Consider the following 21440-nt stretch of genomic DNA (forward strand, 5'->3'; position numbering starts at 1 on the left):
AATGAACGGAACTGTGCTGGTTGTCGAGGATGACGATACCTTTCGTGCCTTAATACAAACCATTTTGCAGGACGAGGGATACCAGGTGCAGACCGCGGCCGACGGCGTCAAGGCACTGCGCCTGTTGCGTCAGACCGCCTTTGACGTCGTGGTTTCCGACCTGAAGCTGCCAGGAAAGAGCGGTCTGGAGCTGTTTCGGGAGACGAGACCGGACCCGGGCGCACCTCCGTTCATCTTCCTCACCGCCTTTGGCACCGTCGACGAGGCCGTTGGCGCCATCAAAGACGGGGCGGTGGATTTCCTGACCAAGCCCCTGAAGGATCCGCAGGCCTTGATCACGCTGGTGCAGCGGACCATCGAGGCACAGGGGCGGACCCGCGAGTACCTGTCTTTGAAGGAGTCCGAGGCTGCCGGGTTGCCGCCTGAGGAGCTTCTTTTTGCCGGTGATGCGATGCGCGCCGTGCGGCAATTGGTCGGGGACGTGGCTGCCACCATGGCAAACGTCCTCATCTTCGGCGAGAGCGGCACCGGCAAGGAGTTGGTCGCCCGGACCATTCACCTGATGAGCCAGAGAAGCAAGGGCGCGTTTGTCGCCATAAACTGTGCCGCCATTCCGGAAAACCTCCTGGAGAGCGAACTGTTCGGTCACGAGAAGGGTGCCTTCACCGGCGCCATCCAGGCGCGCCAGGGGAAATTCGAGCTCGCCAAGGGGGGCACCATCTTCCTCGACGAGATCGGTGAAATGCCCCTTCCGCTCCAGGCGAAGCTGCTGCGCGTGATTCAGGAGCGCGCCTTTGAGAGGGTGGGGGGGACCCGGGAGATGAAGGCGGACGTCCGCATCATTGCGGCCACCAACAGGAACCTGCGCGAGGAAGTTGATCAGCGGCGTTTCCGTGAAGACCTGTATTACCGGCTCAACGTCTTCCCGCTTCGACTTCCCGCGCTTCGCGAAAGAATCGATGCTATAGATCTTTTGGCCGAATACTTCGTGCGACGCTTTAGTTCTCAACTCGGCAAGACGCTTAAGGGAATTGAGCATGACGCGGTCGCCGCGCTACGCCGGTACCCTTGGCCCGGTAATGTCCGGGAACTGCAAAACGTGATGGAACGGGCGGTGATCCTGTCCAGGGACCTGGTCCGAGCGGGAACGCTCCCGGACGAGATCGTCTCTGTCGCTCAAGCCGGACAAATGGGCAGCAGGGATTGCCTGAAGGGGGCGGAACGCGACCTGATTGCACGGGCCATCGCGAAACATGGGGGCAACCGCCGCCTCGCCGCGGAGGAACTCGGTATTTCCCGCCGGTCATTGCAGTACAAGCTCAAGGAGTACGGCTTTCTCGACGAGGGATAAGTGGTGCAAGGACGCCTGTGGCGGTGCAAAGAATTGCACAACAGACGCTGTCCTAGCCTCACATCGATTTCCCCATTCAACGCTATTTCGGTGCATTATGCAGTACACCACGATTGGCACGAACCGTGATAAACCTCTACCGTCGGCACTACGAAAAGGAGGTTGAGGTTTTGGAAACGGAGCGTTGTTCGGTGAACTGTGACCCGAGAAGTGGGGGAGCGATGAAAGTATTGGCGATGGTTTTGATAGTGGCGGGATTCGCGCTGCTGACCGGGTGCTGCATGTTGCATCCGATGTGGTGACAACCGGAAGGACGGTGAATTGTTATGGCGGGTGGGCGACTTGTTGTGATGATTATTGTTTTGCTCTTGAACGGGCTGTGGATCGGGGATGCTTCCGCGGGCTTTCTCGGTTTCGGCTCGGATGACAAGGGAAAAAGCGGCCTTGACTTCAACCGTGGCTACGACCTCAACACCGTGGGAAACGTGTCCGGTCGAGTCACCGCCGCGCCGCACCAGGTGGAAAACGAGCAGTACATCCTTGAGGTGCAGACCGCATCGGGTCCGGTGAACCTGAGCGTCGGACCAGGATCGTATTGGCGCAAAAGCGGGATAGCGGTACGGGTAAGCGATGAGGTCAGTGCCAAAGGCGCCAAGGCGCAGGGGCTTGATGGAAAGAATTACCTGCTGACACAGAAGTTGGTGAACAAGACCACGGGAGCCGCTGTAGAACTGCGCAGCGAGAGCGGCGATCCGGCATGGTCGAGCAAGGGAACCGGGGCCGGCATGCGCTCGCAGGACAACCGGTTCGGTTCCGGCATGGGCGGCGGTTTCATGCGTGGCGGCGGCATGATGGGCGGCGGCATGAGGCGTTAGTGCCTTGAGCCGGGCGTACTACGAGGTGACGATGTTCAAAAAAGGGATTGATCGCAAGGTATTGGGCTTTTTTGCTCTGGCGGGATGTTTGCTGCTGCCCGGGCAGGTCCGGGCCGAGGGGCCGACGCTCTCAGCCTCCATGGGGTTCGAGTTCGCCTCTGGGGATTACGGCACGAGCACAAAGACCCAGTCCATCTACCTTCCGTTCACCTTGGCGCTGGCAGCCACCGAGCGGCTTGGGTTTTCACTGGAAATACCCTATGTCTACCAGAGCAACTCGGCGGTGAACACCGGCGTCATCCTCGGCTCGGGCGGACAAATGGCCGGGATGCAAAAAGAGGTGGCTGCGATGAATGGTGGCCATGGCGGCAGCGGCTCGATGTCCTCCGCCACCCCGGACAACTACGGCAAATCCGCGAGCGGCCTGGGTGACATTACCGCAAAGGCCGGTTACGTCCTGGTGCCGGAAGGCGAACTGATGCCGAGAGTCCGTCCCTACCTTTTCGTTAAGTTCCCGACAGGGGACAAGAACCAGGCGCTGGGCACCGGGGCCTTCGACGAAGGAGGTGCCGTCGAACTGTTCAAGCAGATCGACCGGTGGTACACCTTCGCCGAGGCGGGCTATACCTTTCAGGGGCATTCGTCAGTGCTGCCCCTGAAGGATTACTTCAGCTTCAATGCGGGCGCTGGTTACGCGGTTACGGATGCTCTGCTCCCCATGCTGGTGGTGAAAACTTCGACGGCGCCCATCGAGGGGGCCAGCGAGCTTGTAGAAACACGCCTCAAGTTGAAGTACCTGGTTACCAGCCGGACCAGCATCGAAGGGTACGTAAGTAAAGGATGGACCCGCAGCAGTGCCGACTACGGTAGTGGCATAGCGGTCAGTTACGATTTCTGAACATACACGATTACGACAATCTAAATAGGGGGCATTACCATGAAAAAGGAAATTATCGCGGCAGTGGCAGCAGTTGTGGGGCTTGGTCTGCTGGCGGGGTGCGGTGGTGGCGGCTCCTCGTCCACCTCGGCCACGGTTGCCGGTAAGGTGGCGGACGGATACCTGGAGAAGGCAACCGTCTTCCTCGACAAGAACAACAACTATCGTCTCGATGCAGGCGAGCCCAACACCCAGAGCGACGCCAATGGCGCCTATACGCTTACCGTGGATCCTGCCGATGTAGGCAAATACCCGATCGTCGCCCTGGCCGTCAAGGACGTCACCATCGACCACGATACCGGCCTTGCCGTGGCACACAGTTACCTGATGAGCCTGCCCAAGGACAGCGTTTCCGGGACCGTGAGCAGCAACTTCATCAGCCCTATCACGACCCAGGTCCGCGAGATGATGGAGACCGGCAACTACACCATGACCCAGGCCATGGACCAGTTGCGGCTCAAGCTGCACCTTGCTCAGGATGCTGACATGATGGGCGACTACATGGCAGGGCAGAATACGGCGCTGCACCAAACCGCCCAGAATATGGCGACCCTCATGGGGGGGCAGATGGGGCTGGTGTACCAGCCGGGCAGTGACACCGTGGTGGACGTCAACCGTTACCGCGGCATGATGGGGGCCATGTTCAGCAACATGTCTTCGGTGCGGGCCGCCAACACGGACGCGCAGATGACGCAGTTGATGAACCAGATGTCCTCGGACCTCAACACCATCATGATCGGGCAACCGTTCCACAACATGTCTTCCTACTTCGGCGGCATGATGGGGAGCGGGGGGATGATGGGCCAATAGGAGATTCAAAAGCGGCATCCTCCGGAGAAGTGGGGGATGCCGCTCTTGCATTTCACGTTTCGTCTAAGACCTCTCGCACCTTGGCCGCAAGCGTCTGCATGGTGAATGGTTTTTGCAGGAAACACATGTCCTCGTCCACCTTCCCCCTCTCCGCGATGACATCGGCGGTGTAACCCGACATGAACAGGCACTTCAGCTCGGGCCGGGTTTGCGACAGCCGCTCGGAGAGGTCACGGCCGTTCATGCCGGGCATGATGATGTCGGTTAGGAGCAGATCGATATCCTTGCTGCGGTCGGCCGCGATAGCGATCGCCTTTTCCGGTGAGCCTGCCGCATAGACGGTGTAGCCCAACTGGGACAGGATGGTCGTTCCTATCTCCATAATGGCCGGCTCGTCCTCGACCAACAGTATGCTCTCCGTTCCTCCGGCAGGCCTTTCCCTCTCCCGTGTCGATTCCTTGGCGTCCTCGTGTACGGCCGGCAGGTAGATCCGGAAGGTCGCACCGTGGCCGGGCTCGCTGGCGACCTCGATATTACCGCTGTTCTGCTTGACGATGCCGAACACCGTGGCGAGGCCGAGCCCGGTGCCGCGCCCGAATTCTTTTGTCGTGTAAAAGGGCTCGAAGATACGGTCCATTACCTCCCGGGTCATGCCGCGGCCGCTGTCAGATACCACCAGCATCACGTAGTCTCCCGGGGTGAGGTCGGCCATTCGCGCCTGGTCGTGCATATCGAGCGTGACGTTTTGGGTATCGATTTCTATCTTGCCGACCCCGGCGATTGCGTCGCGCGCGTTGACGCATAGGTTCGCCATGACCTGGTCCAGTTGTGATGGGTCGATGCGGATCTTGCTGACGTTGAAGCCGGGCGACCAGGATAGGTCGATGTCTTCCCCGATCAGGCGATGCAGCATCTTGAGCATCCGGGCGATGGTCTCGTTCAGGTCGAGAACCTTGGGCTCGGCGTGCTGTTGGCGAGAAAAGGCGAGCAGTTGCCTGGTGATGTCGGCCGAGCGGTTGGCGGCGTCCAGTATCTCATTGAGGCGGTCATGCATCTCAGCCGAGGTATCGGTGCGCAGGAGCGCCAGCTCGGCATGACCGATAATGACTCCGAGCATGTTGTTGAAGTCATGCGCAACGCCGCCCGCCAACTGGCCCACGGCCTCCATTTTCTGGGATTGCGCCAACTGCTGCGCCAGCCCCCGCTTTTCCGCCTCTATCTCGGCCTTCTCGGTAATGTCTCGTATCACCAGCACCATGCCCGCCAGCTGCCCCGAACTGTCGATGATGGGGGCCCCGTTGGCTGTAACGGTGCGCAGTGCGCCGTTCCTGGAAAGGAGGTGGTGCTGCCCCGACAGTTCGAGTGTCCGCCTGGCAGTGAGGACGGAGTTTAGTTGGGCCATCACTTCCACGTATTCCGCATCGCTGCCAAGCTTTAACACCTGGCCCAGTTCCATTCCTTTGGCGTCTTCTTCGCGCCAGCCGGTCAGTTGTTCCGCAATCTGGTTCAGCAGCATGATCCTGTTGCCGGTATCCGTCGCGATAACGCCATCGCCGATCGATTGCAGGGTGACGGTGAGTCGCTCCTGCTCCGCAAGCAGGCGTTGCTCCGCCTCGCGCAGCTCGGTCGAGGAATGGTTCAGCGCATCGGCCAGCAAATCTATCTCGTAGACTCCGCGCCGCACCGAAACCTGCGCTCCCTTTCGGTCCTGCAGTTCCTGGGCAAACTGGCTTAGCTCCCTTACCGCCTTCAACGGGCGCTTTACCACCATGATCATCAGTAGCGTGCCGACCATGATCCACAGCGCCCCGATCTGGAGGCTGCTGTTCCAAGTCGCCTCCTGCAGTTGGGTTGCGGTCTTCAGTGTCAGTGCCATTCTGACCCAACCGAGGTGGGTGCCTGCGAAAATGGGGGCCCAACTCACCAGTTGGTCTCCTTCGCGCCTGAGAACTGGCTCGGTTTTACTAGGTACTGCTATCACCTTGGTGTCGTAGCTGAGTTTAGGAGGTGCGCCACGCGACGGGCGTTTGATGTTGCAAAGGATATGGCCATCGGGCTCGGTCACTTGGACGGAAAGGACATCCGGCATGCTGGCCGCGTTCATCATGTGGGATTCCAGTCCCGCGTACTCCTCGGTTACGATGAAAGTGGCCGCGTCATCGGCGTGGCTGTGGGAAAGAACCCGGATGTTGTCGGTCAGGGCCTGGATGTAGACCGACTGCTGCCTGCTGCCGGTCCACCAGCCGTAGACCGCAATCATGACCGCAAGGATCAGGGCAAGCGAGACGATAATCTTTGTTTCCAGGCGCTTTATCATCAAAGATGTCCGGTTACTTAGCTTGTTTGGGCTGCTGTTTCTCAAGCCGGTCAAAATCAACATTGGCAAAGAAGGAGTAGTCGCGCTTGTAGTCAGCCCTGACCGGTTTGGTCAGTTTCACCGCCTCCAGCATCTTGCGTCCCTGGTCGGTCTTGTCCAGGTTAAGCAGTGCGACCGTGACTGCATCGCGAACTTTTTTGGGAACTCTGGGATGTGCTGACAAAGGGTGGGGGGGGATCTGTGGGGTTTGCATGAGGACCCGGAATTCGTTCTGCATTTCGCGCGCATCTTCCATCATGCTGCTGTCGAGGGTGGCGCCGGCATCTGCCTTCCCGAGCAGGACGCTTTTGGCGACATTTATTGTGGAGCCGCTGAAAGATACGTTGAAGTCGATATTTTGGCCGGTGATAAGGGCGTGGCGCGTGATGACGCTGCAGACGTTTTTAGGGCCTACGATGGCGATGGTCTTGCCTTCCAGGTCTTTAACCTTGGTATAGGGGGAGTCCTTACGCACGAAGACTTGTCCTCGTAACATATTGGAACCACGTACTAATGGGATATATTTCTGTTTCTGGTAGGCCAGGAAGAACATGTTGGGGGCGGCATACATGAAGTCCGCATCGCCGGCCTGGGTCTGCTCCAGGAAGGTTGTTATCTTGTCATAGAGTTTCAGTTCGACCTTGACGCCTAGTTCGCGACTCAGGTATTCCGCGACAGGCGTCCAGTTTTTATGAAGGGTCACGGCCGGAAGATTTGGGACAATAGCCAGCGTATAGCTTTTGTCCATAGCGGCTGCAAAGCAGGGCAGGGTAGTAAGAAAGAGGATGGCCAAAGTAAAAGTTAAAAACCTGAATCTGAAGCACGTCATACACATTCCTCCAAAGCATTGGCGTTGTGTGATGCTGGTACAGCTGTAACTGAAGGAGAATACTGGTCGGCGAAATACTATGCCTGAAACAGGGACGCAGTAACAGTTGCTGGTAACGAAATCTCCTGAAAGTCGCGCTGGTCTAGAAATGACATCACACGTTGTCTCTTCGGCGGGTTATGTCTGTAACTGTAGGAGGAATGCAGGTGGCGAAAGAAAGCAAGGAAGTAAAGATAGGGGAGATTATGAACGGGACTGGTGGGCTGGCCTTGCGGCGGGGTGCTCGTTGCAATGCGGGGTGTGACACTTGTAAATGTCCCATAAGATATATTATGTCAAGTTGAAGGCGTGTGTGCGGACGATTTGACACCTGGAAATGCTTCCCTCTGCCCCGAGTGGCGTTTTAACGTCGGAGGTAGCTGCAAAACAGGAATCGGGACCCGCCTCCAAAAGAACCACCGGCACCTCCATTTAGTTTATAGCTGTCGCGTAGTCACCCTGCGTCGTTCGAGCTCCCCATCGCCGGTTCATCCACGTCGCACTAGCAACCCCACGTCGGGCTTGCTCCGCTTTGTGGCCGGCACGCTCGTCGATAGTACCAGCTTACCTGACATGCCTTCTACGCCGGCGGCCAAAGCGTGCGGCAATTCTTCTGCTGCCACCGATTTCATCTGCCAAGCGCCTAAAATGGCTCCTGGAGCACCGATAGCAAAAATCGGGTGCAGGTCTACCCCTGCACCCGATGGAAAAGTCCCTTTAAACGGCAAATTTGGAAGCCGCTTTTTTAGGCAATTACCAGTGACGGCTCTCGAGGGCCTTGACCAACTCGACCACCTTGTCTGCCACCAGTGATTCCAAGATCTTACCTTTTTCCGCGCTCGCCTTGCCGGGGTCCCCCCAGACGCCACCAGGCCAAAAGCTGCGCTTGTCGCGTACCAGGATCCCGACGGGAAAATTCGGGTACTCGGCGGCAGCCAACCCTTTGACCAACTGCGGGTGCGAATGCATGATGCGTGACGTCTCGATCTCACCGGCGTGGGCGTCGCCGCGGGTCTCGATGAGATGGGCGCCGCTTTCTTTGGCCAACTCGTACTCGGTGACCACGGCCATGTTGATCTCGTGGAGTTCCTGGATCAGTTCCTCGCCGGCATCCTGGAGCGCCATGCGGTGTGATCCACCAGCGTGCCCGGTAAGCACGACGAAGTTGATTAACCCCTGGGCGTGCAGCGAGCGCACGATGTCCTTGAGTAACGCCTTCAGCGTTGACGTACTGATGGACACGGTGCCAGGATGGCGTGCCGTCGAGCGGCAGCAGCCGTAATTTACCGGTGGCGCCACGAATAGCGGTATCCGTTCGGCGGCGCGTTTGCCGACCTCGTAGGCTTCGATGGTATCGGTCGACAGCGGCAGATGGCTGCCATGCTCCTCGACGGAACCAAACGGAATATAAACGGTTTTACAGACCTCCAGTCCCCGGGCGAACTCATCCATAGTGATATCTTCAATTAGCATAATATTTCACCTTTAAGTAGTTTAAATTAAACGCTTTTTCTGCAAATGGGACTCCCCTCCCCTGTTCTGACCAGCTGGGGCAGGGGGCGCAGGTGTCAGGAATCGAGCATCTCACGCACCTTGTTGGCCAGTTCGATCGGCCGCGCTGGTTTCTTGATGATGTCGACGCCCTCCTCCATGAAAATTCCCTTGTCCTGTATTACGTCAGCCGTATATCCGCTCAGGAAAAGGACTTTCAACTGTGGTGACTGGCGGCGCAATGCCTCGCAGAGCTGCTTGCCGTTCATCTTGGGCATGATCACGTCAAGCAGTGCCAGGCTGATCTCCTGGCTCCTGGACTCGAAGAGTTGCAGCGCTTCGTCGCCACTGCTCGCAAGGATCACCTGGTAGCCATACCTCTTCAGAACCGATTCGACCAACCGTCCCACGGCGGCGTCGTCTTCCACCACCAGGATGCTCTCGCTACCTCCTTCTGGAATGAAGGTGGCGGGTTTCTCGCTCGTCTGGACCTTTTCTGTGATCAGAGGCAAGTAGATGCTGAACGTGGTGCCGAAGCCAACCTGGCTGAAGACCGTGATGTAACCTCCGTGCTGCTTGATGATGCCGTACACGATCGACATGCCCAGGCCGGTGCCGCGCCCGGGTAACTTGGTGGTGAAGAAGGGCTCGAAAATCTTCTGCTGGGTTTCGACATCCATCCCGGTCCCGGTATCGGTAACGGTGATGAGGGCATAGCGTCCCGGCATGCCGTACCCGTACTGGCGGTGAAACTCCTTGTCCACCGTGGTCAGTTCGGTCCGTATGGTGAGCTCACCGCCGGTAGGCATGGCATCCCTGGCGTTGGTGGCCAGGTTCATCAGTACCTGCTCCAGCTGCCCGCTGTCGGCCATTACCAGCAGCTTCTCGTCGCTGAAGGAGGTTTTCAAGGTCACGTCTTCGCCGATGATCCTGACCAGGAATTTGGCATGCCTGCGGGTGAGTTCGTTCAGCTCTACCTGCTGCATCACCATGACCTGCTTGCGGCTGAAGGCCAGCAGGCTCTTGGTGAGATGCGTGGCCCGGTCAGCAGCATCGAGGATCTGCTCCATGTGGTCGAGCATCGGGTCGTTTGGGGGCAGGGAGTGCTGCAGCAGTTGGCCGAAGCCGAGGATTACGGTGAGTATGTTGTTGAAATCATGGGCGACGCCGCCGGCGAGTTGGCCGATTGCCTCCATTTTCTGTGCCTGCCTCAGTTGTTCCTCGAGTTTTTTGCGCTCGTTGATGCTCTCCATGAAGGCCATAAAGTGGCTGATGACCCCGGAACTGTTCAGGATGGGCGAAATGGTGGCGTGCTGCCAGAACGTGGTGCCGTTTTTGTGCCGGTTGTACAGTTCGCCGCTCCAGACGCGGCCAGAGGTGATGGTGTCCCACATCCCCTGGTACAGCTCCGGCGAGGTCTTGCCGCTTTTCAGGAGGCGCGGGTTCTGACCGATGACTTCCTCCGAGGTGTAGCCGGTGACCTCGGTAAAGAGAGGGTTTACGAACTCGATATCGCCTTTGACGCCGGTGATCATGATGGCGACGGGACTCTGCATCACGGCCTGGGACAGCTTCAGCAACTGCTCGTCTGCCTGCCTGCGCTCGGTCACGTCCTTGTAGATCACCACGGCGCCGACCAACTCTCCCCCTTCCCGGATCGGCCTGCAGTTATATTCAGCGTAGAAGCTGCTACCATCCTTGCGCCAGAACAACTCGTCGCTCCCCTGGTAGGGGCGACCTTCGTAGCAGGCGGCCGACATCGGACATTCCTGTTCCGGGAACGGGGAGCCATCCTCACGGCTATGGTGCATCAGCGAATGCTGGTGCTGTCCGAGTAGTTCTTCCTGGGTCCATCCCACCATGTGCGCCGCAGCCGGGTTGACGAAGGTGATGCGTCCCTGGGTGTCGACGCCGTTGATTCCTTCCCCAGCCGCGTCCAGGATGAGCTGCATCTGGCGCCGGGTCTGTTCATGGGCGACTTCGGCCTGTTTGCGCTCGGTGATGTCCTCCAGGTTCTGGATCGCACCAACCACCCTCCCCTGCCGGTCACGGATCTGCGCCGCGTTGATGGTGACGTAATGCCCGTTTCCGTGTGGATCCTGGTACCAGCCTTCCGCCTGCAGCCCCCCCTCGATCAGCGGGGACCTGCGGCAGTCGCTGTAAAACCGGGTGCCTTCTTGGAATTCTTCGTCCAGCACCAGGTCCGCGAGAACGGGTCGGTCGTTGCCGTAAAAGACTTTGCCGACGTGGGCGGCTCCGAGCACTTCGCTTGCCCTGATTCCCGTGAGGTTCTCCAGCGCGTGATTCCACATGAGGACGCGGTGTTCGCTGTCCAGCACGAAAGTCGGCTGTGTCATGTTCAGGACCAGGCTCTCGGCGAATTCCTTTTGCGATTGGAGGGCCGCCTCGGCCTGTTTGCGCTCGGTGATGTCGAGCATGACCCCTAGTACACCGCCGCAGTTGCCGTTGGTGGCCGTGAAGCTGGTTTTGAAGAAGATGACGTCGCGCTCGCTGTGGTCAGTGTGCACGGCCTTGCTTTCGTAGACCTGAACCCCGGCGCCGGCGATCACCTCTTGGTCCGATCGGTGGTGCACCTCGGCGATCGGAGCGGGGGTCAACTCGAACACGGTCTTGCCGATGATCCGGTCCCTGGTTAGGCCGGTAAAGTTGAGGAAGGCCTGGTTGCAGCCCAGATACCTGCCGTCGGCGCCCTTGTAGAACACAGGGATCGGGGTGACCTCGATCAGCTTTTGCGAAAAATCAAGCTGCCGTTTCAGCTCGTGTTTCTGCTGTTGAAGTTCCTGTACCAGTTGGTTGAAGGCGTCCCCAAGGACGCCAATCTCATCGCCAGCCGGGATGTTTATCGGTGCGACGTCGCCTTCCTTGTTCTGGGTCAGCACCCTGATCTGTTCGGTGAAGGTGGTAAGCGGCGCGGTGAGAAACTTCATGCACAGCGAGACTACCAGCATGGATATGAGAAACACTACGAACAAGGCGATCAGGATATAGCTGCGGGCCCGGTAGATGGGCGCGTAGGCTTCTTGCTGCGGGAAGTTGCTGGCGAGGATCCAGTTGGTGGTCTTGAGACGCTTGAAGGAACTGATGACCTTGAGGCCACGGGAGTTGGTGGTCTCGCCGGTCCCCTCGTACCCGCCGATGGCCTTGTCGTAGAGGCGGTTCTTGCCGATAGGGACGTCCTGTTTGAAGACCCGGCGGTTATCGGGGTGGGCGATCATGACCCGGTCCGTGTTGTACAGGTAGAGGTAGCCCTTGTTCCCTAGGGTGATCTTGCCGACTCGGGTCACGAAGTTGTCCCTGGTAAGGTCCATGCTCCCGGTCAGGACGGCTGCCACCTCTCCCCGATCGTCAAGCACCGGCGCGGTCAGCATGATGATGGGGTGTCCGTGGGTCTGTGCTGAGAGGAACGGGGCAGAAATCTGGGGCTGCCGGGTGTCGAGGGTCTTTTTCAGGTAGTCGCGGTACAGAAAATTCTTGCCGATTATGCCGCTGTCGAGCGGGTTACCGGAGATGAGCGTCCCCTGGGCGGAAAAGAGAAACAAGCCGTTGTCGAACATGGTCAGGTTGCCCGGACGCTGGTGGAAAAAGCCCTGCATGGCGCGCGGGTCGTGCAGCGCGGCGGTCTTCAGGGTACGGGCGGTAGCCACCAGTTCGGTTTGCGACAAGCGGAACTTGTCGTCGATCTGGTCGGCAAGGGCGGTGACCATGTCGAATTGCTGCGTGTAAAGCAGTCCCTTGATCTGGTCGGTAACGTAAAGGTGGGTGGTAAGCGCAAGAATGGACAGCAACCCCGCAATCAGCAGGGATATTGTCACCGTCATCTTCGATTTGAGGGTAAAAGGGCGCAATCAGCCTCCGCTGGCATGGCAGCACGCACGGCGTTACGGAAGTTGTTACCTTAGTATGAAAACATCGGGGCTGTCCAGCTTAAAAAGTTTTTGTATGACCGCGACAAGTTGCTGTTTATTAACTGGATTTTTCACGGTTACAGGCTGAAGCGCGGTATCCTCCACCTGCGTGCTGAAAAGATTGATAGGTTCCCAAAGCGATTTGATATAGTATTTCGGTTTGTGGCTGCAAAACATTAGAGCCGCGTGGAGGAGTACAAAGAAGATGTTAGCAATCGGCAAGTACAATCGTCTGGAAGTGAAGAAGCTCAGCGCCATTGGGGCCTACCTCGCATCGGAACTGGGGGAGATCCTTTTGCCCACCAAGTACGTTCCGGAGGGACTGCATCACGGCGAGCACTTGAAGGTGTTCGTCTACCTTGACTCCGAGGACCGGCTCATCGCCACCACGCTGGAACCCAAGGCACAGGTTGGCGATTTTGCGCTCATGGAGGTGAAGGACGTAAGTCCGGTGGGGGCCTTTTTGGACTGGGGACTGGAAAAGGACCTGCTGGTGCCGTTCAGCGAGCAACCGCGCCCCATGCACAAAGGGGAACGGCACCTGGTTCGGGTGTACCTGGACCGCTCGGAGCGGATCGCGGCGTCGGCCAAGATCGGCAAGTTCCTGGAAAAGTCGCCGGCGGGGCTCAAAGAGGGGCAGGAAGTGACACTTACCTTCTACGAGTTCGGTAACCTCGGTGCCAAGGTCATCATTGACGGCCGCTATGACGGGCTGCTGTTCAAGACCGAGCTGTTCGGAAGCTACGGTACCGGCGATACCACCAAGGGGTACGTCAAGAAGATCAGGGACGACGGCAAGATCGATGTGACCCTCAGAAAAGGGGGGAAGCAGGACCTCACCGGCGGCAGAGAGACTCTGTTGCGAGTGCTTGGCGAGCGGGGCGGCTTCCTTCCGGTAGGGGATAAGTCGCCGCCGGAATTGATCGCGGAGATGTTCAGGATGAGCAAGAAGAACTTCAAGGCGGTGATCGGTAACTTGTACCGGGAAGGAGTAATCGAGATCACCAAGGAGGGGATCAGGCTGCGCTAGCCTCCCCTCCCCTGTCTATACATGAAGCCCCCCGGCGTGATCCGCGCCGGGGGGCTTTTTTTTATCTGCGGTCGCCCAGGAACCTGAGCATCAGTAGGAACATGTTGATGAAGTCGAGGTAAAGGGTCAGGGCCCCGAGGATGGCCCCCTTGCCGCCGGTGTTGCCCATCTGCTTGATCCGCTGGGTATCGTAGGCGGTCAGACCGGTGAAGACGATGATGCCGCACAGACTGAGCACCCAGTTGAGCATCGAGCTGTGCAGGAAGATGTTTACCAGAGAGGCGATCACCACCCCCACCAGGCCCATGAACAGGAAGCTTCCCCACGAGGAGAGATCGCTCCTGGTCAGGTAGCCGTAGAGGCTCATGGCGCCGAACATCCCCGCGCTGACCAGGAAGGTCGAGGCGATGGAGGACTGGGTATAGGCCACGAAGATGGTAGACATGGTCAGGCCGTTCAGCGCGGCGTAGAGCAGGAAGAGCATGCTTGCCGTGGCGGCGCTGATCCTGTTGATGGCCCCGCTTATGGCCACTACCAGTCCCAGTTCGCCGAACAAAAGCGCGTAGAAGAGGATGCGGTTGCCTAGGATCGCCTGCAAAAGAACCGGTGAGGACGCGGTTATTACAGAGACGAGTGCGGTGAGGAGCAATCCGCCGCTCATCCAGCCGTACACTCCTCTCATAACGCCGCTGTTAGTAACAGAAATGGTGCGGTACTGAGTCTGATATCTTTCCATTAAAAGCTCCCTTAGGTTGCCGCTGCGGCCCGAGAATACAGTTCTCGTCGCAGTTTTCAGTGTGTTACGCTCCTTCTTTATAGCATGAAGCAGTGTGGTCAGTCAGGAAAATAAGCATTCTGACGTGATTATGCAAGGGGCCGCTCTATTTACTTCGCCCTCTCGTACTGCACCGGCCAGGGCAGGTCCACGCCCAGCGCCTTGGCGGCGTGGATCGGCCAGTACGGGTCGCGCAACATGGCCCGCGCCAGGAATACGGCGTCAGCCAGGCCGGTGGCAACGATCTGTTCGGCCTGGACCGGGTCCGTGATGACACCCACCGCGCCAGTCGGGATGCCGACTTCGTGCCTGATGGCCGTTGCGAAGGGTGTCTGGAAGCCAGGGCCGAAGGGCGGCATGGCCTCGGGTACCATCCCGCCGGTGGAGCAGTCGATCAGGTCGACACCGATCTCCTTGAGCGAGCGGACCAGGTACAGCGTCTGCTCCAGGTCCCACCCCCCTTCCATCCAGTCGGTGGCCGACACCCTGACAAAGAGCGGCAGGTGCCCCGGCCAGATCTCGCGCACCGCCTTGGCAACGCGCAGCGGGAAGCGGCAGCGGTTCTCCAGTGAGCCGCCGAATTCATCGCTGCGCTGGTTGGAGAGCGGCGACAGGAACTGGTGCAGCAGGTAGCCGTGCGCCATGTGGATCTCGGCCACCTCGAAGCCGGCTTCGATGCTGCGTCGTGCGGCGGCCGTGAACTGGCCGAGCAGCGTTTCAAGGTCCTCCAGGGTTGCCTCACGGGGGATCACCGGCTCCTGCTTGGAAAAGGGAACCGGGCTCGGAGCGATGGTCTGCCAGCCGCGGTGCTTCGCGTCCACCGGACGCCCCCCTTTCCAGGGCAGATCCGTCGACGCCTTGCGCCCGGCGTGGGCGAGTTGGATGCCCGGAACCGAGCCCTGCTCCTTGATAAAACGTGTTATGGGGGCGAAGGCGGCGGCATGCTCGGCGCTCCAGATACCGCTGTCGTCGGGAGAAATCCGTCCCTGGGGGGTGACTGCGGTCGCCTCGACCATGACCAGCCCGGCCCCGCCTACGGCGCGGCTTCCCAGGTGCACCATGTGCCAGTCGGTGGGGAGTCCCTCTTTACTGGAATACATGCACATGGGTGAAACGAAGATGCGATTCTTGAAGACCAACTCGCGCAGGGTAAGCGGGGTGAAAAGGATGCTCATGCTGGAGAACCTCCTGAAGCTGGTGTGATGTGGCAGGTCTGTGTGTCTGCGGCAGTTTAGCAGGCATTGTCATAACTGCAATGAAACTGGAGCATCCTTCGGTTATGTTACAGCTGCTCCGGCTGGCACTGCGGACAGTAGAAGGTGGAGCGGTTGCCAAGTCTTCCCCTGCGGATCGAAGTACCGCACTCGCGGCAGGGAAGCCCTTCCCTGCCATAGACGAAGAGTTGCTGCGGGAAGTAGGCAAGCTTTTCTTCCGCCTTGTGAAAATCCATCGTTGCGCGCCCGGTGGCGATGGACGAAGCAAGGGTCTCCTTGATGGCAGTGACCAACGCGGAACAGTCGGCCGCGGTCACGTCACCCGCCGGGATGTCCGGGTGCAGCCGGCAGCGAAAGAGACTTTCCGCGGCATAGATGTTGCCGATCCCCGCCACGACTGCGCTGTCCATCAGGAACCGCTGCAGTGCCACCCGCCTGCCGCGGCTCAGCCGGTACAGGTAATCCGGCTCAAAGGCGTCGGTGAGAGGTTCCGGCCCGATCTTCTTGAGCAACTGGTGTTGCAGCGGGTCAGATCCGGTGAAGTGTATGGAACCGAACCGGCGCGGGTCGTTGAGCCGGAGCACGAGTCCTGAGTCAAGCCGCAGGTCGAAATGGTCATGCGGGCCCGGCGCGACCGAGGCTGGAACCAGGCGCAGGTGCCCGGTCATGCCAAGGTGCAGCAGCAGCGACCCCGCACCGCAGGCGAGGATCAGGTACTTGCCTCGGCGCTCGACCGAACGAATAGTCTGCCCAACGAGGAGTTCGGGGAGCCCCTCGGGTACCATGTTGCGCAGCTTGGGGATGTGCATCTGCACCGACGCGATGCGGGCGCCGGTCAGGTGGTCCTTTATCCCCAGGCGGGTAACTTCTACTTCGGGCAACTCAGGCATGATCGCTCCGGTTACTGGTCCAGTGGCATGGGGCTGCAGACGTTGTCTTCGGAGTTGGCCTCCGCCCCGCAGGTAAAACAGACTACCTTTGGTTGGTCGGTAATGTGAGCGATATCTTCAAGGCGGCCGGCGCTTTTGAGCATGCAGATGTGTCCGGTGTGTTTTGCCCCGCATTGGCAGGTTGCAGTAGATTCCATATGATCCCCCTTTGTCTGACGTACCTCTCATATCTACTGCAAATCTGCCGTGGCAGTCAACTCCTAGGTCGTCCATTGACAGGCCGTAAGGGCAATGCCATAGAATTGAGAGATTATTTTTTTATAATTTGTGGTTGCTACTTTTGTGTATTGTGATTATATTAGAAAAAACTTTTACTATGACTGTCCGGATTGTTCTAAGACAGAGCACGAGAAGCACAAGGTTTGGTATGAGCTTGGTTACAATGTTGCCCAAGGGGGAGCGCATGAAAGGAATGGTGAACCAGGTTGCCCATGACAACAGCGGGGCATCCCGTACCTGCATTGAAGGCGACGCACTGGCACTATGTCAACCCGCCCTGTCTACGCCTGACTATGAACAGGTTCTGCGCAATATGTTCAAATCGGTCCCCCTGGGGGTATACCAGACTGACCGCTACGGCCACCCCACCGCTACCGAGTTGCTCTGCTTCACGGCCCCCCATGAACCCGTTACGCACCGTACAGGCTACCTCAATCCGCAGGATCGAAAGGTCCTGGTGGCATCGTTCCAGGCTGCCATGGAGGCAGGACAACAGTGGCATCAGCAGTTCCAGTATCGTTTTGCCGATGGCGCCGGCAGCCACATCCAGACCGTCGTTGCCCCGCTGGTTGGCAATGACAGTGCGCTGTCCGGGTACCAGGTCTGCACCATCGATATCACGTCACAGCACCACTCCCACCTGGAACTAGCCCTGAGTGACGATCGCCAACGGGCCGCCCTGGAGGCTGCGGAACTGGGCATCTGGGATTTTAACGTAACCGGCAACTACTGCTATTTCAGTCCCTTTTGCTACCAGATGCTGGGCTACAGCGGCGGTCAGGCGCAGGTGCGCCTCCAGGATTGGAGCAACATCATCCACCCGCAGTACCTCGACAACGCGCGTCGGGTCCTGGAGAACTGCATCAGCGGTACTATCGAGAAGTTCGAAGTCGAGTTCCGCCTCAAGACCAACGAGGGCAAATGGCGCTGGTTCCGCTGTACCGGCAAGGCTGCCGAAAGGGATGCCAGCGGCCGGGCCAACCGCCTCGCCGGAACGCTGCTGGACATAAACCAGGCGAAGCTCATGGAGCACCTGCTGCAGATGGAGCACGGCCTACTGAACCTCATCACTTCAACGAGCCCGGTTGGCATCATGTTCATAGAGTCCGACGGCAACATCACCTTCGTCAACCCGAAGGCGGAACGGATCCTGGGCCTGACCAAGCAGCAAATGGCGCACAGGGAGCCTGCAGTCATCGACACCATTTTCTCCGTGGAGGAGGACACCGCCACAGGCGCGGAACTCTCGCTGGGCAAGATCCTGGAACAGGGACGTTGCCTGCTGCAATCCTGCTTCGTCTTCACCCGGCCTGACGGCGCCAGCGCGGTGCTTTCCATCAGTACCGCCCCCTTCCTCGATCCTGCCAGCACGGTCAGCGGCACCGTGGTGACCCTGGAAGACGTGACGGAGCAGAAGACACGCGAGCAGGTGCTGGCGGACAACGACCGCCTACTGCGGGAAACGCAACGCATTGCGCAACTGGGGAGCTACGTGCTCGATATCGCCCAGGACCACTGGGCCTGTTCCAGCAAGCTGGAAGAAATCCTGGGCATCGGCGCCGGCTACCCAAAGACCATGCAGGGGCACTTCGATATCGTGCACGAGGAATTCCGGGATCAGTTCATCGACAGCTACCGTGCCGCCATCGGCACCAACCGCCCCTTCGAGCACGAGTACAAGATCCGGAGACACAACGACGGCGTGGAGCGCTGGGTGACTGAGTGCTGCGAACTGACCTGGGACGCGGCCTGCAAACAGGCTCGCATGATCGGTACCATCAAGGACATCACCGAGCGAAAGGCAGCGGAGGAGGCGATCCGTAACCTCAACGACGAACTGGACCGGCGGGTCATTGAGAGGACCTCTCAGTTGGTGGCAGCGAAGAAGGAAATAGAGTCCTTCAGCTATTCGGTCTCTCACGACCTGCGCGCGCCGCTCAGGCACATCAACAGCTACAGTTCGATCCTGGTGGAGGAATACGGCGAAACCCTTCCGGAGGACGCCCGCTATTACCTGGAACGCATCTGTACCGCCAGCAACAGGATGGGGAAGCAGATCGACGACCTGCTTGCGCTGACCCGGGTCGGCCGCGCCATCATGAAGCGGAGCACGTTCAACATCAGCCAGTTGGCCGCCGACGTGGTGGACATGCTGAGCGATGAATCCGATAATCCGCCGGAATTCGTGGTGCAACCCGGCATCAGTGCCTACGGTGACAGCGCCCTTGTGCGGCTGGTATTGCAAAATCTCCTGGGTAACTCCGTCAAGTACTCTTCACGCGCCCCAGACCCGCGCATCGAGTTTGGGCAAACGCTCGTATCAGGAAGGCATGCCTTCTTCGTCAGGGACAACGGCGTTGGGTTTGACATGGCCTACGTAGAGAAGCTGTTCCAGCCCTTCCAGCGCCTTCACGGTTCCGAATTCGAGGGGACCGGCATAGGCCTCGCCACGGTACGCCGCATCATCGAGCGCCACGGCGGCAGCATCTGGGCCGAAGGAAAAGAAAACGAGGGCGCTACCTTCTACTTCACCCTCTCCCACCCACGCAAATCCGAAGTGACTGCCTGCTAGCGTATCGAGCCCACGCGCCACTCTTCCCTTGCGGGGCGGCTAACGCCCCGCCTGCCTTGTGTCTTCTTTTTTTATTGAACATAAAACAGCGTGTATGCTCGGTGCAGGTGTGGTCAGTAGAGAACGTGTCTTGAAGAGATGTCTTGACCGCCAAGGCTGAGAGTGTTGCCCCAATGTAGCTGTTATTATGTGTGATAGTGTCAACTCTAGGGGCGGTTATCATAAAAAAATAATTGTCAAAATATCAAAACTATGTTTTATATGTGTATACGGCTGCGTTCTGCCCGTAACGAGGTAACGCAGTTGGCAAAGGTATGCTAGTCTGCCTGCCGTCTATATAAAGTGAGGCACCGATGAGGAAAACCTGCCAGATGGTGGAGAAGGCTTTGGTGGACGGGATGTTGAAGGGGGAGTTCAAACCGGGGAGTCCGCTGCTCAGCGAGCGGGACCTGGCGGATCGCTTCTCCGTGAGCAGGACCACGGTGCGCGAGGCGCTGCAGAAGTTGCAGGATGCGGGATGGATTTCGGTGCAGCAGCGGCACGTCACCGTCGTCAAGGATTTCTGGTCCCAAGGCGACCTGGAGATCCTCTCTTCCATCACCAGGAACAGTGATCCTTTTCCTTACGAGTTGGCGACCCACCTGCTGGAGTTGCGGGTCCAATTCGCTCCGGATTACGCGCGCCGGGCCGTCGAGAACGACGCGGCCGGGGTGGCAGCGGTGCTACGCAAGGCGGAGAAGCTGCGCAACTGCTCATCGGCCTTGGTCAGCTTCGACTGGGAACTGCACCTGGCCATGGCGGTGATGTCGGGGAACCGCATCTACCCCCTGATGCTGAACAGTTTTGCCGGCGTCTATTCGAAACTCAGGTCCTCGCTCTTCTCCAGGGACAAACACCGGCTGCAGCTGCGTGGCTACTACCGCGAGATGCTGGCTGCCGCCAACGCCGGCAACGCCCTGCTGGCGGAAAACATCACCAGGGCGGCGATGCTGATGAGGCTGAACGATTTTAAGCTCTACTTCGGCTCCCTGGCCCCGGACTGCCCTGCCCCGGCCTAGTCGGGGGCGTGAGTCAGCTTCCCAGTGTGAAGTAGAAGGTCGCCCCCCCGTTCACCTCCGCCTCTGCCCAAATCCTGCCGCCATGCCGGTTGATGATGCGCTGCACGATGGCGAGTCCGATGCCCAGCCCCGGAAACTCCTCGTCGCGATGCATGCGCTGGAACGGCCCGAAAAGCCGGTCGGCAAAGCGCATGTCGAAGCCGGCGCCGTCGTCCCGCACGAAATAGACCACCTCATCCCCGTCTTTCCTGCTGCCGACTTCGATGGTCGCGGAATCCTTCTTCGCCGTAAATTTCCAGGCGTTTTCCAAAAGATGTTCGAGGGCGGTGCGCAGCAGCACAGCGTCTCCATGAGCGGTTAGCCGCTCCGGGATCTTGAAGGTGACCTTTCTACCCGGGTCCCCTTCCCTGATGCACGCGGCGTAACTGTTGGCCATCTGGCTCAGGTCGAGGTTCAGTGGTGTCATGTCCTGGCGGCCGATGCGCGACAGCGCCAGCAGCGCGTCCACCAGTCCTTCCATCTTGCGACCAGCCCGAACGATACAGTCCAGGTAGCTGTGCGCGGTCGGTTCCAGCGCTGTACCGTAGTCCTCGAGCAGGGCGTTGCTGAAGCCGATCAGGTGCCGCAGCGGGGCGCGCAGATCGTGTGAGACAGCGTAGCTGAAGGTTTCCAGTTCCTTGCCCAGGTTCTCCGCCGTCGCTTTTTGTCGGGCTAACTCCTGGTTGAGGCGGAACAGTTCCCGCTGGGCCTGGGCCAGGCTGCTTTCACACTCGCCAGCCGGGCCTTTCGGCTCATGACCAGGCTGCTGCGGCTGTGCTGAGACCTCTGCCGAGTTGCCGGTGCTTTTTGGGGTGCCCGCCTTGCACTTGCCCTTGCTGTCCATGTGCTCCTCCTGCTGCTACTGACACTGCCCCGCTTAAAACTCTCTTAAAGTCAAATTTTGCCACAACATACAGCATTGCACCAATCATAAAAGTAAGATTTTTGCTCTGAGCGTCGGCTTTTGAC

At 59.0% G+C, this 21440-nt stretch carries 15 protein-coding genes; 7 read left to right on the forward strand and 8 right to left on the reverse strand.

All coding sequences use genetic code 11. The features are described from left to right. Position 1: 1 nt before the first annotated feature. The 4 genes from K7R21_RS05585 (at position 2) to K7R21_RS05600 (ending at position 3973) form a co-directional block, all read left to right on the forward strand. On the forward strand, positions 2–1351 hold the full coding sequence (locus tag K7R21_RS05585; protein WP_224982289.1) for a sigma-54-dependent transcriptional regulator: 1350 nt from the start codon (positions 2–4) through the stop codon (positions 1349–1351). 350 nt (positions 1352–1701) lie between these two features. After that, the gene (locus K7R21_RS05590; protein ID WP_224982290.1) at positions 1702–2226 is read left to right on the forward strand and encodes a DNA-binding protein; all 525 of its coding nucleotides are present in this window, start codon (positions 1702–1704) and stop codon (positions 2224–2226) included. A gap of 31 nt (positions 2227–2257) precedes the next feature. Beyond that, positions 2258–3124 carry a transporter gene (locus K7R21_RS05595; RefSeq protein WP_224982291.1) on the forward strand — a complete coding sequence of 289 codons (867 nt, stop codon included), beginning with the start codon at positions 2258–2260 and terminating at the stop codon, positions 3122–3124. A 39-nt stretch (positions 3125–3163) separates the two neighbouring features. Further along, on the forward strand, positions 3164–3973 hold the full coding sequence (locus K7R21_RS05600) for a hypothetical protein (protein ID WP_224982292.1): 810 nt from the start codon (positions 3164–3166) through the stop codon (positions 3971–3973). A gap of 52 nt (positions 3974–4025) precedes the next feature. Here the strand turns inward: K7R21_RS05600 and K7R21_RS05605 are convergent, their stop codons facing one another. The 4 genes from K7R21_RS05605 to K7R21_RS05620 form a co-directional block, all read right to left on the reverse strand. Beyond that, positions 4026–6290 (reverse strand): ATP-binding protein, encoded by a 2265-nt coding sequence (locus K7R21_RS05605; protein WP_224982293.1) that lies wholly within the window; start codon positions 6288–6290, stop codon positions 4026–4028. Positions 6291–6303: 13 nt separating this feature from the next. Then, a complete protein-coding gene (locus K7R21_RS05610) occupies positions 6304–7158 on the reverse strand; it encodes a phosphate/phosphite/phosphonate ABC transporter substrate-binding protein (protein ID WP_224982294.1) in 855 nt (284 codons plus the stop codon). A gap of 792 nt (positions 7159–7950) precedes the next feature. Beyond that, positions 7951–8670, reverse strand: coding sequence for a creatininase family protein (locus K7R21_RS05615; protein WP_224982295.1), 720 nt, complete (start codon positions 8668–8670; stop codon positions 7951–7953). A gap of 95 nt (positions 8671–8765) precedes the next feature. After that, entirely contained in the window at positions 8766–12554 is a 3789-nt protein-coding gene (locus tag K7R21_RS05620) for a PAS domain S-box protein (RefSeq protein WP_224982296.1), read from the reverse strand. A gap of 265 nt (positions 12555–12819) precedes the next feature. Here K7R21_RS05620 and K7R21_RS05625 point away from each other — a divergent pair, with 265 nt between their 5' ends. Then, a complete protein-coding gene (locus tag K7R21_RS05625) occupies positions 12820–13644 on the forward strand; it encodes a CvfB family protein (RefSeq protein WP_224982297.1) in 825 nt (274 codons plus the stop codon). A gap of 61 nt (positions 13645–13705) precedes the next feature. Here K7R21_RS05625 and K7R21_RS05630 read toward each other — a convergent pair whose 3' ends face one another. From K7R21_RS05630 to mutM, 3 genes are all read right to left on the reverse strand, one after another. Then, positions 13706–14380: a Bax inhibitor-1/YccA family protein gene (locus tag K7R21_RS05630; protein WP_224982298.1), complete on the reverse strand. Its 675-nt coding sequence runs from the start codon at positions 14378–14380 to the stop codon at positions 13706–13708. A gap of 149 nt (positions 14381–14529) precedes the next feature. Continuing rightward, positions 14530–15594, reverse strand: a complete 1065-nt coding sequence (locus K7R21_RS05635; RefSeq protein WP_224982299.1) for an NADH:flavin oxidoreductase/NADH oxidase — start codon at positions 15592–15594, stop codon at positions 14530–14532. Positions 15595–15701: 107 nt separating this feature from the next. Beyond that, a complete protein-coding gene (gene mutM / locus K7R21_RS05640) occupies positions 15702–16523 on the reverse strand; it encodes a bifunctional DNA-formamidopyrimidine glycosylase/DNA-(apurinic or apyrimidinic site) lyase (protein WP_224982300.1) in 822 nt (273 codons plus the stop codon). Positions 16524–16986: 463 nt separating this feature from the next. On the opposite strand from mutM, the gene K7R21_RS05645 reads away from it, so the two are divergent. Then, a complete protein-coding gene (locus K7R21_RS05645) occupies positions 16987–19374 on the forward strand; it encodes a PAS domain-containing sensor histidine kinase (protein ID WP_224982301.1) in 2388 nt (795 codons plus the stop codon). A gap of 353 nt (positions 19375–19727) precedes the next feature. Further along, positions 19728–20432, forward strand: a complete 705-nt coding sequence (locus K7R21_RS05650; protein WP_224982302.1) for a GntR family transcriptional regulator — start codon at positions 19728–19730, stop codon at positions 20430–20432. Between the two features lie 13 nt (positions 20433–20445). On the opposite strand, the gene K7R21_RS05655 is transcribed toward K7R21_RS05650, so the two are convergent. Further along, the gene (locus K7R21_RS05655; protein ID WP_224982303.1) at positions 20446–21315 is read right to left on the reverse strand and encodes a sensor histidine kinase; all 870 of its coding nucleotides are present in this window, start codon (positions 21313–21315) and stop codon (positions 20446–20448) included. Between the last annotated feature and the right edge of the window lie 125 nt (positions 21316–21440).

Origin of the sequence: Geomonas agri, assembly GCF_020179605.1 — a bacterium.
Taxonomy (GTDB): Bacteria; Desulfobacterota; Desulfuromonadia; order Geobacterales; family Geobacteraceae; genus Geomonas; species Geomonas agri.

Excerpts from the sequence above, each read along its gene's own strand:
- K7R21_RS05585 (WP_224982289.1), top strand. The coding sequence starts at position 2 with ATGAACGGAACTGTGCTGGTTGTCGAGGATGACGATACCTTTCGTGCC.
- K7R21_RS05590 (WP_224982290.1), top strand. The coding sequence starts at position 1,702 with ATGATTATTGTTTTGCTCTTGAACGGGCTGTGGATCGGGGATGCTTCC.
- K7R21_RS05595 (WP_224982291.1), top strand. The coding sequence starts at position 2,258 with ATGTTCAAAAAAGGGATTGATCGCAAGGTATTGGGCTTTTTTGCTCTG.
- K7R21_RS05600 (WP_224982292.1), top strand. The coding sequence starts at position 3,164 with ATGAAAAAGGAAATTATCGCGGCAGTGGCAGCAGTTGTGGGGCTTGGT.
- K7R21_RS05605 (WP_224982293.1), bottom strand. The coding sequence starts at position 6,290 with ATGATAAAGCGCCTGGAAACAAAGATTATCGTCTCGCTTGCCCTGATC.
- K7R21_RS05610 (WP_224982294.1), bottom strand. The coding sequence starts at position 7,158 with ATGACGTGCTTCAGATTCAGGTTTTTAACTTTTACTTTGGCCATCCTC.
- K7R21_RS05615 (WP_224982295.1), bottom strand. The coding sequence starts at position 8,670 with ATGCTAATTGAAGATATCACTATGGATGAGTTCGCCCGGGGACTGGAG.
- K7R21_RS05625 (WP_224982297.1), top strand. The coding sequence starts at position 12,820 with ATGTTAGCAATCGGCAAGTACAATCGTCTGGAAGTGAAGAAGCTCAGC.
- K7R21_RS05630 (WP_224982298.1), bottom strand. The coding sequence starts at position 14,380 with ATGGAAAGATATCAGACTCAGTACCGCACCATTTCTGTTACTAACAGC.
- K7R21_RS05635 (WP_224982299.1), bottom strand. The coding sequence starts at position 15,594 with ATGAGCATCCTTTTCACCCCGCTTACCCTGCGCGAGTTGGTCTTCAAG.
- mutM (WP_224982300.1), bottom strand. The coding sequence starts at position 16,523 with ATGCCTGAGTTGCCCGAAGTAGAAGTTACCCGCCTGGGGATAAAGGAC.
- K7R21_RS05645 (WP_224982301.1), top strand. The coding sequence starts at position 16,987 with ATGAAAGGAATGGTGAACCAGGTTGCCCATGACAACAGCGGGGCATCC.
- K7R21_RS05650 (WP_224982302.1), top strand. The coding sequence starts at position 19,728 with ATGAGGAAAACCTGCCAGATGGTGGAGAAGGCTTTGGTGGACGGGATG.
- K7R21_RS05655 (WP_224982303.1), bottom strand. The coding sequence starts at position 21,315 with ATGGACAGCAAGGGCAAGTGCAAGGCGGGCACCCCAAAAAGCACCGGC.